Origin of the sequence: Cellulomonas pasadenensis (genome assembly GCF_047229365.1) — a bacterium.
Classification (GTDB): Bacteria; Actinomycetota; Actinomycetes; order Actinomycetales; family Cellulomonadaceae; genus Cellulomonas.
In genome coordinates this window covers 1-16,155 of the sequence record NZ_JBFTEP010000083.1, presented here as the reverse complement: position 1 = coordinate 16,155, position 16,155 = coordinate 1, and the positions used below count along the sequence as shown (strand labels likewise).

Here is a 16,155-nt window from a genome sequence, read left to right as displayed (position 1 = left end):
CCCCCCCCCCCACCCCTTCCTTGTCTGCGGGGCGTGCGTGTCTTTTTTATACGCCCCGGCCCCGCCGGGGGGGGGGGGGGGGGGGGGGGGGGGGGGCCCCCCCCCCACGCCGGCGGTCGGTCCCCGTCGTCAGTCGACGGGGAACAGCGAGAGGGTGAGCGTGCCCTCGTAGGTGCCGGGCGCCGTGTCGACCGGCAGCTCGAGGACGAGGTCCGCCCCGAGCGTCGCCGAGCCGAACCGTCCCTCGGGCGCGGCGGACGCGAGCCGGCCCGGCACGGCCAGGCCCTCGCCGCCGCCCAGCGCGGTCGCCCGTTCCGCCCCGGCCGCGAGCCCGGCGCGCGGGGTCTCCACGCGGGGACGCCACCCCAGGTGCTGGGCGTCCAGCAGGCGCGTGCCGGACGTGAACGCGTACGCCTGCCCGCTCACCGCCCAGCCGCTCGCCCCGGCCTGCGCGACGGACCGCGAGTCCGTCACCGTCACGGCCGGCAGGGCGCCCGTGAACCGCAGGCGGTCGCCCGCGTTCCCGGCCGAGCCGAGCGTCACGCCGTCGCCGTGGTCCGCGACGGACAGCGCCAGCACGCCCTGCTCGCCCTCCGGCACGACCGCCCGCAGCGGGATGCCCGCCCCGGTCTCGGGCCGGAACAGCCGCGGCAGCAGGTCGATGAGGTTGCGCTGCCACGTGTCGAACCCGTGCGGCCCGAGCGTGACGCCCGCGAACTCGTGCTCGATCCCGTTCGCCTCCAGCAGGTCCAGCAGGTTCATCGTGTGCTGGTAGGTGAAGTCGGTGACGTCACCGGTGTAGACGCGCGCCAGGCGCGTCTCGGCGTTGACCGCGGCGGGGTCGAACTCGGGGGTGTGGAAGAACAGCCCGCCGGAGAACGCGGCCATCCACCCGAACTGCCCGGGGCGGGTCAGCCACGTGTTCAACGTGTTCATGGCACCCATCGACAGCCCGGCGATGCCCTGCCCGGCGGCGTCGGACGCGATGTTGTACTCCGCGCGCGCGGCCGGGGCCAGGTTCTCGAGCAGCTCGGCCGGGAAGTCGGGCACGTTGCCGTTGCCCATGACGACGACCATCGGGACGATCGTGCCGTCCACGGAGTAGTTGTCGAGGATCTGCCTGGCCCGGCCGACCTCGACCCAGTCGCCCCAGCTCTGCCCGCCGCCGTGGTTGAGGTACAGCACGGGGTAGGGCTCGGCGCGGTCCGCGTCGTAGCCCGGCGGCGTCCAGACGTACGCCGAGCGCTCCTCGCCGGCCACGGCGCTGTCGTACGTCAGCACGGAGAGGTCGCCGCCCCGGCCCGCCGGGACGTCGCCGAGCATCCGGTCGGTCTCGCCCGGCACGAACAGCGGGCTCACGCCGGTGAGCGTGTTGACCGTGTCCTCCGGGTCCTTCTGGTCCACGCCGTCGACGACGTACCGGTAGTAGTAGAAGCCGTCGAGCGGGCCCATGGACAGGCGCCACCGGTCGCCGACCTTCGTCATCGGCACGCGGAACCACGCGCCGTTCGGCGCCCAGTTGGCCCACACGGTGACGTCCTTCGCGTCGGCCCACTGCGTGCCGGTCTCGAACGTGACGATGCCGTTCTCACCGATGTGCGGCGTCGTGATCGAGCCCGCCGCCGGTGCCGTGTACGGCGCGTCGAGCGGCAGGTGCCCGGCGCGCGGACCGCCGTCGACGTCGTCGCGGAACACGCGCGACGCGAAGTCGCGCAGCCCCTCGCGCCACGTGTCCCACGTGCCGCCCGAGTCCGGGTCGACGCCGTCGAACTGGTGCTCCACGCCCGCCGCCTCCAGCGTGCGCAGGAGCGCCTCGTTCTGGTTGTACGCCGGGTCGAGGACGTTGCCGACGTAGACGCGCAGCAGGTCGGTGCTGTCGTTGATCGCGCGCGCCACCGACGCGCTGATCGACCCGCGCAGCCGGCCGGAGAACGAGCCGACCGAGCCGAACACCCCCGGGTCGGTGCGCAGCACGTTGAGCGCCTGGTACCCGCCGTCCCCGATGCCGGCCACGGCCTGGCCGTCCGCCTCGTCGGAGACGCGGTACGCGTCCTGCGTGGCCGCGACGACGCCGTCGAGCAGCTCGGCTCGTGCGTCGGCCCCGCCCACCTCCGCCATGACGACGACCATGGGCTCGAGCCGCCCCTCGGCGGCGAGGTTGTCGAGCACCTGCGGCACGCGGCCCAGCTCGGACCACTCCTGCGCCGACTGCGTGCCGTCGGCGAGCAGGTACAGCACCGGGTACGGCTCGGCGCGGTCCGCGTCGTAGCCGGGTGGCGTCCACACGAGCGAGGTGCGCTCGTCGTCGGTCACCGGGCTGTCGTAGGCGAGCTCGCGGACGTCGCCGCCGGCGGGCAGGTCGGCCATCCACTGCACCGACGGCCCGGGCACGAACAGCGTGCTCCACTCCGGGTGCGACGTGACGGCGACGGGGGTGTCGGGCTGCCGGAACGACTTCTTGGTCCGGTCCGGCCACGTCGCCGTGTACGTGTAGTAGTACAGGCCGGGCTCCAGCGGGCCGACCGTCGTCTGGTAGTCGGAGCCGCTCGGGTCCATCGCGAGGTCGGACCACGTGCCGCTCGGGCCGATGTTGCCCTGCAGCTCGAGCACCTGCGGGCGCGAGCCGAGGATGTCCTCGACCGTCGCCTGCGGCGCCGTGAAGCGGTGGTACCCCTCCGGGATCGTCGAGACCCACGGGTCCGCCGCGGGCCGCTCGTCGGCCGCCGTCGCCGGCGGCACCACCACGACCGCACCCAGCACGAGTGCGGCCCCTGTCGTCACCGCCGCCGCGCGGCGCTGTCCTGCACGAGGGCGCGGCGGCCCCTGGCGAGTCATCCCCATCGATTCCTCCTGTGTCGCCCGCCGGAGCGGTGACGCAGGCGGCCGGGCCTCGACCTCGAGGTGTCGCACCGCTGCCCCTCCCCCCGGAAGGACGTGGGCGCCGGCGGCGTCCACGTCGTGCACCCACCGTCCCTACACCGGTGTAGAAGCGGCCTCTTCGGACGTCGGCGGAGGGACGGGGAGTGGTCGCACCGTATCGATGCAGGTCCGGCCCTTCTACACCGACGTAGAAGGTGGGTCGACCGAATCGTGTCGTCCTGGGCGGTTCGCGTCAAGGCCGGCGCGAGGTAGCGGGTTGCCGGCGAGGTCGTGGGCTGGAACCAGCGAGCTCGAGTGATCCCCGCGACCTCGCGCGGTTCCCGCGACCTGGCGTCCGAGCCCGGGGGTGACCGGGGGTGCCGTACGCTGGACGGGAAGCGAGCCGACAACTGAACACGCTGCTCGAACCGCGGCGGGAGAGCTCCCGCCGGCCGCCCGCGAGGGCGCCGACGCGGGACGCCGAAGGAGCAAGCCCTCCCCGGGAATCTCTCAGGCCCCCGTACCGCCGCGGCCAGGCAACTCTGGAAAGCGGCGCCGGCCCGTCCGGCGCCCACCGACGGTGCAAGCCGGCGCGCCCCGGAGCCTCGCGAGGCTCACGGCGGACCGGCAAAACTCTCAGGTCGTGCCCCACGGGTGCACGGATGACAGAGCGGGGAGGCCCCTGCCCGTCCCGGCGCGCGCCGGACGACCCCCGTGGAGCACTCCGTGACCGACCTCGACGTGCAGTCCCTCGCCGACACGTCCGCCCCCGCAGCACGGCCCGTCCCGCACGCGCCCGCTGCCCGCGACTTCGCGGACCGCCACATCGGCCCCCGCGGCGACGAGACCGCCCGGATGCTCGCGACGCTGGGCTACGACAGCCTCGACGCGCTCGTGGACGCGGCGGTCCCGGCGACCATCCGCACGGAGCGCCCGCTCGACCTGCCGCCGGCGCGCAGCGAGCAGCAGGTGCTCGCCGACCTGCGCGCGATCGGCGACCGCAACCGCGTCATGCGGCAGATGATCGGCCAGGGCTACTACGACACGGTCACGCCGCCGGTGATCCGCCGCAACGTGCTCGAGTCGCCCGCCTGGTACACCGCGTACACGCCGTACCAGCCGGAGATCTCGCAGGGTCGCCTCGAGGCGCTCCTCAACTTCCAGACCGTCGTCGCCGACCTGACGGGCCTCGACGTCGCGAACGCCTCGCTGCTCGACGAGGCCACGGCCGTCGCCGAGGCGGTCGCGCTCATGTGGCGCGCGTCGAAGGCGTCGACCGGCACGGTCGTCCTCGACGCGGACCTGTTCCCGCAGACGCTCGCCGTCACGCAGGGACGCGCGAAGGCCGTCGGCCTGCCCGTCGTCGTCGCGGACCTCACCGCCGGCCTGCCGGAGGTCGAGGGCACGCTGGTCGGCGTCGTCGTGCAGCAGGTCGGCGCGTCGGGCGCGCTGCGCGACCTGCGTCCCGTCGTCGCGGCGGCGAAGGAGCGCGGCGCGCTCGTCACGGTCGCGGCCGACCTGCTCGCGCTCACGCTCGCGACGTCCCCGGGCGAGCTCGGCGCCGACGTGGCGGTCGGCTCGGCGCAGCGGTTCGGCGTCCCGCTGTTCGGCGGCGGCCCGCACGCGGCGTTCATGGCGGTCCGTCAGGGCCTCGAGCGCACGCTGCCCGGGCGGCTCGTCGGCGTCTCCGTGGACGCCGACGGCGCCCCGGCCTACCGCCTCGCGCTGCAGACGCGCGAGCAGCACATCCGCCGCGAGAAGGCCACGAGCAACATCTGCACCGCGCAGGCGCTGCTGGCGATCGTCGCGTCGATGTACGCCGTCTTCCACGGGCCCGACGGGCTGCGCGACATCGCGCGGCGCGTGCACGGGCGGGCCGTGCGCCTCGCCGAGGTCCTCGCCGACGCGGGCGTCACCGTCGAGCACGAGGCCTTCTTCGACACCGTCCGCACGGCCGTCCCGGGCCGCGCGCGCGACGTCGTCCGCGCCGCCGCGGCCCGCGGCGTGAACGTGTTCGCGCCCGACGCCGACCACGTGCAGGTCTCCTGCGACGAGACGACGACGGACCACGACCTGCTGCGCGTCGCGCTGGCATTCGCCGAGGGCGGCGCGACGACCCTCGAGCCGGACGCCGCCGGCCGCTACTCCGTCGGCTTCGTCGGCGCCCGCCCCGTCGACCTGCCGGAGCACCTCACGCGCACGACGGGCTACCTCACGCACCCCGTCTTCCACCTGTACCGCTCCGAGACCGCGATGCTGCGCTACCTGCGCCGGCTCTCGGACAAGGACCTCGCGCTGGACCGCACGATGATCCCCCTGGGCTCGTGCACGATGAAGCTCAACGCGACGGTCGAGATGGAGCCGATCTCCTGGCCGGAGTTCGCGTCGATCCACCCGTTCGCGCCGCACGACCAGACCGACGGCTACGCGGCCCTCGTCGACGAGCTGCAGCGGTGGCTCGCCGAGATCACCGGCTACGCCGCGGTGTCGGTGCAGCCCAACGCCGGCTCGCAGGGCGAGCTCGCCGGCCTGCTCGCGATCCACGCGTACCACGAGGCCCGGCGCACGCCCGGCGCCGAGCACCGCGACGTCTGCCTCATCCCCGCCTCGGCGCACGGCACCAACGCCGCGTCGGCCGCGCTCGCGGGCCTCAAGGTCGTCGTCGTCGCGACGGCCGAGGACGGCGAGGTCGACCTCGCCGACCTGCGCGCGAAGCTCGAGCAGCACGGCCCGCGCGTCGCGGCGATCATGATCACCTACCCCTCGACGCACGGCGTCTACGAGGAGCACGTGCGCGAGGTGTGCGACCTGGTGCACGCCGCGGGCGGGCAGGTGTACATCGACGGCGCGAACCTCAACGCGCTCGTCGGCCTCGCCCGGCCGGGCGAGCTGGGCGGCGACGTGTCGCACCTCAACCTGCACAAGACGTTCTGCATCCCGCACGGCGGCGGCGGCCCCGGCGTCGGCCCGGTCGCGGTGGCGCAGCACCTCGTGCCCTTCCTGCCCGGCGACCCGCGCCCCGGCGGCGAGGGTGCCGCGGCGCCGGTCGCGCCGGTGTCGGCCGCGCCGTGGGGGTCGGCGGGGATCCTGCCGATCTCGTGGGCGTACGTCGCGCTCATGGGGGCGGACGGCCTGCGGACGGCCACCGAGACGGCCGTCCTGACGGCCAACTACGTCGCCGCACGCCTCGCCCCGCACTACCCGGTGCTCTACACGGGCCCGAACGGGCTCGTCGCGCACGAGTGCATCCTCGACCTGCGGCCGATCACCAAGGCCACGGGCGTCACGGCCGAGGACGTCGCCAAGCGGCTCATGGACTACGGCTTCCACGCGCCGACGCTGTCGTTCCCGGTGGCCGGCACGCTCATGGTCGAGCCGACCGAGAGCGAGGACCTCGCCGAGCTCGACCGGTTCGTCGACGCGATGGTCGCGATCCGCGCCGAGATCGACGCCGTCGAGGACGGCCGCTGGCCCCTCGCGGACAGCCCGCTGCGGAACGCGCCGCACACGGCCGCGTCCGTGACGGCCGACGCGTGGGACCACGCCTACGGGCGCGAGACCGCCGCCTACCCGCTCGCGAGCCTGCGGACGGACAAGTACTGGGTGCCCGTGCGGCGCATCGACGGCGCGCGCGGCGACCGCAACCTCGTGTGCTCGTGCCCGCCGGTCGAGGCGTTCGCGGACGGGGACCTGGCGTGAGCGGGGCGGACGGGACGACGGAGGCAGCCGTGGACGGGACGACGGGAGACCAGGCGGGCGGTCCGACCGCGCTGCGCTCGCCGCTGCACGACGAGCACGTGGTCCTCGGCGCCGCGCTCACGTCGTTCGCCGGGTGGCAGATGCCGCTGCGCTACACGTCGGACCTGGCCGAGCACACCGCGGTGCGCACCGCCGCGGGCCTGTTCGACCTGTCGCACATGGGCGAGATCGCGGTGGCCGGCCGGGACGCCGGTCGCTTCCTCGACCTGGCGCTCGTCGGGACGCTGTCGTCGCTGCGCGTGCTCGGCGCGCGCTACACGATGGTCGTCCAGCCCGACGGCGGCGTCATCGACGACCTGGTCGTGTACCGGACGGGCGAGCAGGAGTACCTGGTCGTCGCGAACGCGTCCAACCACGTCACGGTGCTGGCCGAGCTGCGGGCGCGGGCGGCCGGGCTGGACGTCGAGGTCGCCGACCGGTCGGCCGCCACCGGGCTCGTCGCCGTCCAGGGACCGCGCGCCCTCGAGGTCGTCCTCGCGACGCCCGGCCTCGCCGCGGACCCCGACGCCCCGGCCGGCGTCACCCCCGAGACGCTGAAGTACTACGCGTGCCTGCCGATGCGGTTCGACGACGTGCCCGTGCTCGTCGCGCGGACCGGCTACACCGGCGAGGACGGCTTCGAGTTCTTCCTCCCGGCCGACGCGGCACCGGCGCTCTGGCGCGCGCTGCTCACCGCGGGCGAGCCGTACGGCGTCGTCCCCGCGGGGCTGTCCGCCCGCGACTCGCTCCGGCTCGAGGCCGGCATGCCGCTGTACGGCAACGAGCTCGACCGCACGACCACCCCGCACGACGCGGGCCTCGGCCGGGTCGTCAAGCTCGACAAGGTGGACGGCGACGGCACGCCGCTGCCCTTCGTCGGCCGCGACGCCCTGGCCGCCCGGGCGGCCTCCGCGCCGGCGCGCGTGCTCGTCGGGCTGCAGGGGCTCGGCCGCCGTGCCGCGCGGCACGGGTACGCGGTGCACGCCTCGACGGCCGCCGACGCACCCGCCGTCGGCACCGTCACGTCCGGCGCCCCCTCGCCGACGCTCGGCCACCCCGTCGCGATGGCGTACGTGACGCCCGAGGTCTCCGCCGAGGGCACCGAGCTGGCCGTAGACGTGCGCGGCCGGCGCGAACCCGTGCGCGTCGTGCCCCTGCCCTTCTACCGTCGTCCCCGGTGACGACGTCGCGCACCCGCGCGACCGACCCACCACCGCCGCACCCGCACCACCCGCAGTGCCCGCACCCGACCTCGCCCCGACAGGAGCACCCATGGCCGCCGAGCTGCCCGTCACGCTGCAGTACACCGCCGAGCACGAGTGGATCGACGACCGGTCGCCCGCGACCGTCGGCATCACGTCCGTCGCCGCCGAGGCGCTCGGCGACATCGTGTTCGTGGAGCTGCCGGGCGTCGGCGACACCGTGACCGCCGGCTCGGTGATCGGCGAGATCGAGTCGACCAAGTCCGTCTCGGAGCTCTACTCGCCCGTCACGGGCACCGTCGTCGAGGTCAACCAGGGCGTCGTCGACGACCCGTCGGTGGTCAACGCCGACCCGTACGGCGCCGGCTGGCTGCTGCGGGTCGACGTCGCGGAGACCGGCCCGCTGCTGTCCGCCGAGGAGTACGGCGCGCTCAACCCCTGATGCCGCCGCGGGCGGCCGTGGGTGAGACCTCCCAGACGAAACGGACGCGACTGCGCCGGACGGGTGATCGATCGACGGTTCCCACCTGACGGGTGCTTGCCCCGAACGGGTGATCGGGCGCACAGTGCTGGCGACGGACCGTGACGCGGTGTATCAGACCGGGTCCCGGACCGTCTTGTTCGGTGCAGCGATCGGCACCGCGGGGGGAACCGTCGGTGGTCGGAGAGAACTGGTGGCGAAAGTCCCGTCATAGGACCGTCGCACGTCCCTCTCATCCGGTACGCAGCCCTCGCGGGGTCGGACGGTCCGACCCCGCCGCCCACCGGAGGACATCATGAGCATGCTGGAGACCCGCGAGACCGCGGCGACCTTCACCGGTCACTCGCTCACGCGGCGCGAGCGCGTCGTGCTGGCCGAGCTCGCCGAGGACGTGACGCTCGAGGAGATCGCCACCCGCCTCTTCGTCACGCGCAACACGGTCAAGTCGCAGGTCCGTAGCGTCTACCGCAAGATCGGTGCCTCCACGCGCGCCGAGGCCGTCGCCTGGGCGGTCGCGCACGGCATCCGCTGACGCACCACCCTCCGGGTGCGGTCCCACGACCACGACCCGCTCGACGTCCGCCGGGGGTGAGCGGACGTCCCACCGGGCGCGTGCGGCTGCAGCCCGTCCGGCCCGGTTCGTGACCCGGCCGTGACGCGTGCCTGGCAGACTGCCCGCATGACGCCGCCCGTCCTCGTCGTGGCCGCCGCCGTCGTCGACGACCTCGACGACCCGCGCCTCCTCCTCGCGGCGCGCCGTGCCACGCCGGCCAGCCTCGCCGGCCGGTGGGAGTTCCCCGGGGGCAAGGTCGACCCGGGGGAGTCGCCCGAGGAGGCGCTGCACCGCGAGCTCCGCGAGGAGCTCGGCGTCCGGGTCGGCCTCGGCGTCGAGCTCCTCGGGCCCGACGACGGCGCGTGGCGCCTGTCCGACCGGTACGTCATGCGGCTGTGGTTCGCCGAGGTCGTCGAGGGCGAGCCCGAGCCGCTCGTGGAGCACGACGAGCTGCGCTGGCTCCCGCTGGGCCAGTGGCACGACGTGCCGTGGCTGGACGCCGACGTGCGGATCGTCGAGGGCCTGAGCGCCTTCGTCTCGTCGTTCTCGGGGCCCGGCACGGGCACGCAGCCGGGCGTCGGCCGCAGCGCCTGACCCTCCGTCCCAGCGCCTGACCCCCCGTTCTCCCTGGGCGAACACCGCCGCGCGGGGACTGGCACTCTCGACCCGAGAGTGCTAGATATCTGCGTGTAGCCACCGGTGCCGGAGGGCACCGGGACGCACCGGGGCCCGGGAGGTCCGAGGCCCCACGTCGAGGAGGTGAGGGGCGTGGCTACTCGTTTCGACCCGTTCCAGGAGATGGACCGCGTGCTCGCGCAGGTCTTCGCGGCCGACCGCGCGTCGGCGTCGATGCCGATGGACCTGTACCGCGACGGCGACCACTACGTGCTGCACGTCGACCTGCCGGGTGCCGACCCGGGCACGATCGACGTCAACGTCGAGGACCGCACGCTGACGGTCCGTGCGCAGCGGTCCGGCCGCACCGAGCACGACGTGCAGTGGCTCGCGAAGGAGCGCCCGTCCGGCACGTACGCCCGGCAGCTCACCGTGGGCCGCGGCCTCGCGCTCGACCGCATCTCGGCGACGTACGCCGACGGCGTGCTGACCCTGACGATCCCGGTCGCGGAGGAGGCGAAGCCGCGCCGCATCGAGGTGCAGCACGGCGCCCGGCCGACGTCCATCGAGGCCGGTCACGTCGAGGCCCACCCGGCGGACGCGACCGCCTGACCCGCACCACCGACGGCCCCGCCTCCCCTGCCCGGGAGGCGGGGCCGTCGTCGTCCCCGGGTGTGCCCGACGCCGCCGGCCCGCCGGACCCCCGACCGCCTCCGGCCGCCGTGACGCGCACCCCGCGCCCGCCGAACCCGCCACGGCACGCCGACCTCGTCAGATGCGCCCCGAGCTCGTCGCTCCTCCGTGACGAGGTCGACGCACGTCCGACGAGGTCGGCGGAGGTGGTCGGGGTCCGGGTGGTGCCGGGCGGTGAGTCGGGGGCGTGGCGGCGGTCTGACCCCGGGACGGATCCCGACGACGACGGAGGTGCGCGATGCGGCTGACGGTGCACGAGTTCATGACGCTCGACGGGGTGGTGCAGGGGCCGGGTGCGCCCGACGAGGACACCAGCGACGGGTTCACCGCCGGGGGGTGGGTCGTGCCGTTCGCCGACGACCCGGTGTTCGGCGAGGTCGTCGGCGGGTGGTTCGCGCGCACGACCGAGCTGCTGTTCGGGCGGACGACGTGGGAGCTGATGCGGGCGTACTGGCCGCAGGTGACCGACGCGGAGAACCCCGCGGCGGTGCAGCTCAACGGGCTGCCCAAGCACGTCGTCACGTCGAGCCCGCTCGGCGGCGAGGAGTGGGCGGGGTCGCGGCGGGTCGAGGGCGACGCCGTCACGGCGGTCGCGGCGCTCAAGGAGCGCGGGGAGGGCGAGCTGCAGGTCCACGGGTGCGCCCGGCTCGCGGCGACCCTGCACGCGGCCGGGCTCGTCGACGAGTACCGGCTGCTGGTCGCGCCCGTGACGGTCGGGCACGGGCGGCGGCTGTTCGGGACCGACGCGGTGCCGCGCGGGTACGACGTCGTCGAGCACCGGTCGAGCGAGCGCGGGCTCACGTACCTGGCGCTCACGCCGCGGCCCCTGGAGGTCGCCGCGGCGGCGGTGGTCGACGGCAAGGACGTCGTCGTGCCGGTCTGACGCGAGCGGGACGACGTCGGCCGGACGCCGGCGACGGAGCCGGTGACGACGACGGCGCCCGCTCCCCACCGGGAGGGACGGGCGCCGTCGTGGTCCGCGGCGGTGGGCACGCCGCGGGCGGTGCGGGCCGGCGCGAGCGGACGCCGACCCGGTCCGTCAGAGCGTCGCGCGGACCGTGCGGGTCGCGGCGACGAGGTGCTCGAGCGAGGGGGTGACCTCCTCGTAGCGGCGGGTCTTGAGGCCGCAGTCGGGGTTGACCCACAGCTGGTCGACGTCGATGGTGCGGACCGCCTCGGTGAGCAGCTCGGTCACCTCCGCCTCGCCCGGCACGCGCGGCGAGTGGATGTCGTAGACGCCCGGGCCGACCGCGCGCGGGTAGCCCGCCGCCGCGATGTCGCCCAGGATCTCCATCTTCGAGCGCGCCGCCTCGATGCTCGTCACGTCGGCGTCCAGGCCGTCGATCGCGTCCATGATCTCGCCGAACTCGGAGTAGCAGAGGTGCGTGTGGATCTGCGTCTCCGGGCGCACGCCCGCCGTCGAGAGGCGGAACGAGCGCACCGACCAGTCGAGGTAGGCGGCGTGGTCCTTCTCGCGCAGCGGCAGCAGCTCGCGCAGCGCCGGCTCGTCGACCTGGACGATGCCGATGCCGGCGGCCTCGAGGTCGGCGATCTCGTCGCGCAGCGCGAGCGCCACCTGGTTCGCGGTGTCACCGAGCGGCTGGTCGTCGCGGACGAACGACCACGCGAGGATCGTCACCGGGCCCGTGAGCATGCCCTTGACCGGCTTCTCGGTGAGCGACTGCGTGTACGTGGTCCAGCCGACCGTGATCGGCGCGGGACGCGAGACGTCGCCCCAGAGGATCGACGGGCGCGTGCAGCGCGAGCCGTACGACTGGACCCAGCCGTTCTGCGTGACGGCGAACCCGTCGAGGTTCTCCGCGAAGTACTGGACCATGTCGTTGCGCTCGGGCTCGCCGTGCACGAGCACGTCGAGGCCGATCCGCTCCTGCAGCTCGACGACGCGGCGGATCTCCGCCTTCATCTCGTCCTCGTACTGCTCCGCGGTGAGCTCGCCCTTGCCGAACGCGGCCCGGGCCTTGCGGATCTCCGGCGTCTGCGGGAACGAGCCGATCGTCGTGGTCGGCAGCGCGGGCAGCTGCAGGCGCTCCGCCTGCGCGGTCTTGCGCTCGGCGAACGGTCCGCGGCGGAACTGCTCGTCGGTGAGCCCGGCGGCGCGCTCGCGGACCTCGGGCCGGACGACGCCGGGGGCCGCGGCGCGGCTGCGCACGGCGTCGGACGCCGCGAGCAGCTGCTCGTGGATGGCCTCGCGGCCCTCGGTGAGGCCCTCCGCGAGCACGGCGACCTCGCGCACCTTCTCGTCGGCGAACGCGAGCCACGAGGCGAGCGTGCGGTCGAGCGCCGGCTCGTCCTCGACGGTGTGCGGGACGTGGAACAGCGACGTCGACGTGCCCACCGTGACGGCGCGCGCGGCGAGCGTCTCCAGCTGCTCGAGCACGGCGAGCTTCGCGTCGAGGTCGGCGCGCCAGATGTTGTGGCCGTCGACGACGCCGCCGACGACGACCTTCGTCGACAGGCCGGGGGCGACGACGGTGGGCGCCTCGCCGCGCACGAGGTCGAGCGCGACGCCGTCGACGTCGGTCGCCGCGAGCACCGGCAGCGCCGGTCCGAGGTCGCCGTAGGGGGCGGCCACCAGGATCGCGGGGCGCTCCGGGCGCGCGAGCTCGGTCGCGAGCGCGCGGTAGGCACGGGTGGTCGCCTCGTACAGCGTCTCGGCGGGCACGCCGATCGAGTCCGACACGAGCGCCGGCTCGTCCAGCTGCACCCACGTCGCGCCCGCGGCGGCGAGCTCGGTGAGCAGGCGCGCGTACACGGGCAGCAGGTCGTCGAGGCGGTCCAGCGGGTGGAAGCCGGCGGGCGCGTCCTCGGTCGGCTTGGCCAGCGCGAGGAAGGTGACGGGGCCGACGACGACCGGGCGGGTGAGCACGCCGTCCGCGAGGGCCTCGGCGAACTCCGTCACCGGGCGGTCGCTCGCGTAGCGGAACGTGGTGCCCGGGCCGATCTCCGGCACGAGGTAGTGGTAGTTCGTGTCGAACCACTTCGTCATCTCGAGCGGCAGGTCGTCGCCGCGGCCGCGCGCGACCGTGGAGTAGCCGGCCAGGTCGAGCCGGCCGTCCGCGTCCTGCAGGTCGGCGAAGCGCTCCGGCACGGCGCCGACGAGCGCGGCGGCGTCGAGCACGTGGTCGTAGAACGAGAACGCGCTCGGGATCGCCGGGGCGTCGGTCGCGAGGCCGAGCTCGGCCAGGCGCGTGCGGGTGCGGCGGCGCAGGTCGGCGGCGACGGCCTCGACGTCGTCGGCGGACGTGCGGCCGGCCCAGAACGCCTCGAGCGCCTTCTTGAGCTCGCGGCGCGGCCCGATGCGGGGGTAGCCGAGGACGGAGCCGGCGGGGAACGCCGGGGCGGCGGTCGTGGGGACGGTGTCGCTCATGACGGGATACCTCGGGGTGTCGTGGTGGGCACGGCGGCGGGGTCGCCGACGGGCTCGGTGGACGTCGTGGGTGCGGTGCGGCCGCCGCGCAGGTCGGCGCCCTCGAGCAGGTCGAGGGCGGCCTCGTGCCGGTTGAACGTGTAGACGTGCACGCCGGGCGCGCCGCCGTCGAGCACGCAGTTGACCAGGTCGACGCTCGCGCGGATGCCCCGCCGGTGCCGCTCGACGGGGTCGTCGACGGAGCCGAGCAGGTCGAGCAGCGACCGCGGCACGGGCACGCCCGTGAGCTCCTGCACGCGCAGCAGCCGCGCCGGGTCGGTGGTCGGGATGATGCCGGGCACGATCGGGATGCTGACGCCGGCGCGGCGGGCCTCGGCGACCAGGCCGAGGTACGCCTCGGCGTCGAAGAAGACCTGCGTGATCGCGAAGTCGGCGCCCGCCTGCTGCTTGGCGAGCAGCGCCTGCACGTCCTGCTCGCGCGTGCCGCCAGTCGCGTGGTTGCCGCGCGGGAACGCCGCCACCGCGACGGACAGCGGACGCACTCGCGCGCGGACCGCCTGGGCCGGGCTGCCGGCGCAGCGCCGGCGCTCGATCTCGCGCAGCAGCTCGACGAGCCCGGCGGCCGTGTCGACGCCGTCCGGGTGCGGCTGCCAGTCCGCCTGGCCCGCCGGCGGGTCGCCGCGCAGGGCGAGGAAGGAGCGCACGCCCTCGTCGAGGAACTCCTCGACGATCGTGGCGACCTCCGCGCGGGACGTCCCGACGCACGTCAGGTGCGCGATCGGGTTCAGGCTCGTCTCGCGCAGCAGCCGCGTGACCAGGGCGCGCGTGGTCTGGCGGGTGCGCCCCGAGGCGCCGTAGGTGACGGAGACGAAGTCGGGCTCCGCCGCCTCGAGCTCGCGCACCGTGCCCCACAGTCGCGGCGCGGCGTCGAGGTCGCGCGGCGGGAACAGCTCGAACGACACCGTCGGGCGGTCCAGCGCGGCGGCCGGCGCGCCGTGCCGGCGTGCGGGGCGCGTCGGCACCTCGACCGTCACGGCGGGCGCACGGGTGTCGGTCACGGCGGTCATCGCCCGGTCCCGGCGCGGCGTCCGGGACGGGGCAGGTCGCCGCCGGCGGGCGGCGCGCCGCCGTCCGAGGGGTCGGCGACGTGGGTGAGCACGCTCATCGTCACTCCATCGTTCCTGGCGGAAGCACCCACACCCTCGACGAGGAGGGGGGTTGCTGCGGCGTCGCTGAGCCAGGTCTCTCGGCCGCTCTGGATGGTCGGGGTGAGCGTAGCGAGCGTGCCCGGATGGCGGACAGGGGCGCCCGGTGAGTGAGACGCGCGGTCCCGTGCAGCGGTCAGGACGCAGCGATCAGTGCGCGCGGCGACCAGGGCCGCGTCGCGGACACCGCCGTGCGTGCCGGGCGGGTGTGCAGCGCCTCAGCGCTCGCGGCGGTGCAGCGACTGCGAGGGCTGCTGCTCGCGGGACCGGCGCTGGCGCGGCACGCCGAACCACGCGCTCGGCGAGCCCGCCGGCACGGACAGCAGGCCGTCCTGGACCGCGGCGAGAACGCTCGGGTCGGGGGCGGCGGAGGACTCCCAGGCGTCCTGGGCGGCACGCACGGCGTCGTGCCGTCCGTCGCCGTCGCGCTGCTCCACCATGCGCGGCACCTTAGTGCGGCCCCGGGTGCTGGACAGGTGTCCGGACCGCGTGTCACCCCAGCGGAGCATCCGGGAGACGCGGAGCCGTCCGTTCCGTCCGGCGCTGACCGGTTCGCCCGCACCGGTGTGCGTCAGGGTCGTGACACGACCGGGCACGTGGCGAGGTGGTCGTCGACGACGCCGCACGCCTGCATCGCCGCGTACGCCGTGGTGGGGCCGACGAACCGGAAGCCGAGGCCCCGCAGCTCGCGGGCCAGGGCCGCCGACTCCGCGGTGCGGCCCGGCACGTCGGCCCACGTCGCGGGGCGCTCGCGCGGCCCGTCCGGGGCGTGCGACCAGAGGACCTCGTCGACCGTGCGGCCGGCCTCGTGCAGCGCGAGCAGCGCGCGGGCGTTCGCGATCGTCGCCTCGATCTTGGCGCGGTTGCGCACGATCGACGCGTCCGCGAGGAGGCGCGCGACGTCGTCGTCGCCGAACCGCGCGACCACCTCCGGGTCGAACCCTGCGAACGCGGTACGGAACGCGGGCCGCTTGCGCAGGATCGTGATCCACGCGAGGCCCGACTGGAACGCCTCGAGCGCGAGGCGCTCGAACAGGGCGTGCTCGTCGTGCACCGGCACGCCCCACTCGTCGTCGTGGTACGCGGCGTAGAGGGGGTCGCCGTCACCGAAGCAGCGGCCGGCGACGAGGGGGAGGGTGTCGCCCGCGGGCGGCACGGCGGGGTCGGGGGGCTCGGGCGTCTCGGTCATGCGGCGAGTCTGGTCGCCACCGGCGACATCGCGGCGCGCGCGGGCCGGCGGGTGTGGGCGTGCCGGGCCCCCGGCGGGGCTGGGGTCGGGTCGACGACGGCCCGGGTCACTGCTCCGCGCGCCGCCGGACCAGCTCCGCGACCCCGTCGAGGATCACGCGCGTGCCGAAGTCGAGCCCCGTCCCCTCGGCCCCGGGCGGCGCGGCGGCCGGGTCGAGCGCGCCGCCCGCCAC

General features: G+C 75.2%; 12 protein-coding genes and 2 riboswitches. Of the genes, 7 read left to right on the top strand and 5 right to left on the bottom strand.

Annotated elements, in window-relative coordinates:
* Positions 1-129: 129 nt before the first annotated feature.
* On the bottom strand, positions 130-2,781 hold the full coding sequence (locus AB6N23_RS12310) for an alpha/beta hydrolase-fold protein (RefSeq protein ID WP_412866342.1): 2,652 nt from the start codon (positions 2,779-2,781) through the stop codon (positions 130-132).
* 502 nt (positions 2,782-3,283) lie between these two features.
* Positions 3,284-3,395, top strand: a riboswitch (glycine riboswitch).
* A 190-nt stretch (positions 3,396-3,585) separates the two neighbouring features.
* On the opposite strand from AB6N23_RS12310, the gene gcvP reads away from it, so the two are divergent.
* The 7 genes from gcvP (at position 3,586) to AB6N23_RS12275 (ending at position 11,024) form a co-directional block, all read left to right on the top strand.
* A complete protein-coding gene (gene gcvP, locus AB6N23_RS12305) occupies positions 3,586-6,558 on the top strand; it encodes an aminomethyl-transferring glycine dehydrogenase (RefSeq protein ID WP_412866341.1) in 2,973 nt (990 codons plus the stop codon).
* A gap of 29 nt (positions 6,559-6,587) precedes the next feature.
* Positions 6,588-7,778: a glycine cleavage system aminomethyltransferase GcvT gene (gene gcvT, locus AB6N23_RS12300; protein WP_412866340.1), complete on the top strand. Its 1,191-nt coding sequence runs from the start codon at positions 6,588-6,590 to the stop codon at positions 7,776-7,778.
* Positions 7,779-7,869: 91 nt separating this feature from the next.
* Positions 7,870-8,241, top strand: coding sequence for a glycine cleavage system protein GcvH (gene gcvH / locus AB6N23_RS12295; protein ID WP_378199874.1), 372 nt, complete (start codon positions 7,870-7,872; stop codon positions 8,239-8,241).
* A 334-nt stretch (positions 8,242-8,575) separates the two neighbouring features.
* Positions 8,576-8,812 carry a LuxR C-terminal-related transcriptional regulator gene (locus tag AB6N23_RS12290; RefSeq protein WP_378199877.1) on the top strand — a complete coding sequence of 79 codons (237 nt, stop codon included), beginning with the start codon at positions 8,576-8,578 and terminating at the stop codon, positions 8,810-8,812.
* A gap of 147 nt (positions 8,813-8,959) precedes the next feature.
* Positions 8,960-9,427, top strand: a complete 468-nt coding sequence (locus AB6N23_RS12285) for a (deoxy)nucleoside triphosphate pyrophosphohydrolase (protein WP_412866339.1) — start codon at positions 8,960-8,962, stop codon at positions 9,425-9,427.
* A 174-nt stretch (positions 9,428-9,601) separates the two neighbouring features.
* Complete coding sequence (locus AB6N23_RS12280) at positions 9,602-10,060, top strand: Hsp20/alpha crystallin family protein (RefSeq protein ID WP_412866338.1); 459 nt, start codon at positions 9,602-9,604, stop codon at positions 10,058-10,060.
* A gap of 319 nt (positions 10,061-10,379) precedes the next feature.
* On the top strand, positions 10,380-11,024 hold the full coding sequence (locus tag AB6N23_RS12275) for a dihydrofolate reductase family protein (RefSeq protein ID WP_412866337.1): 645 nt from the start codon (positions 10,380-10,382) through the stop codon (positions 11,022-11,024).
* Between the two features lie 156 nt (positions 11,025-11,180).
* Here the strand turns inward: AB6N23_RS12275 and metE are convergent, their stop codons facing one another.
* The 4 genes from metE to AB6N23_RS12255 form a co-directional block, all read right to left on the bottom strand.
* Complete coding sequence (metE, locus tag AB6N23_RS12270) at positions 11,181-13,529, bottom strand: 5-methyltetrahydropteroyltriglutamate--homocysteine S-methyltransferase (RefSeq protein WP_412866336.1); 2,349 nt, start codon at positions 13,527-13,529, stop codon at positions 11,181-11,183.
* On the bottom strand, positions 13,526-14,596 hold the full coding sequence (locus AB6N23_RS12265; RefSeq protein ID WP_412866335.1) for a methylenetetrahydrofolate reductase: 1,071 nt from the start codon (positions 14,594-14,596) through the stop codon (positions 13,526-13,528). Before AB6N23_RS12265 ends, metE begins: the two co-directional genes overlap by 4 nt.
* 91 nt (positions 14,597-14,687) lie before the next feature.
* Positions 14,688-14,795: riboswitch (SAM riboswitch) on the bottom strand.
* 157 nt (positions 14,796-14,952) lie between these two features.
* Positions 14,953-15,174, bottom strand: coding sequence for a hypothetical protein (locus AB6N23_RS12260; protein ID WP_378199900.1), 222 nt, complete (start codon positions 15,172-15,174; stop codon positions 14,953-14,955).
* A gap of 131 nt (positions 15,175-15,305) precedes the next feature.
* Positions 15,306-15,923, bottom strand: coding sequence for a DNA-3-methyladenine glycosylase I (locus AB6N23_RS12255; protein ID WP_412866334.1), 618 nt, complete (start codon positions 15,921-15,923; stop codon positions 15,306-15,308).
* Positions 15,924-16,155 lie beyond the last annotated feature (232 nt).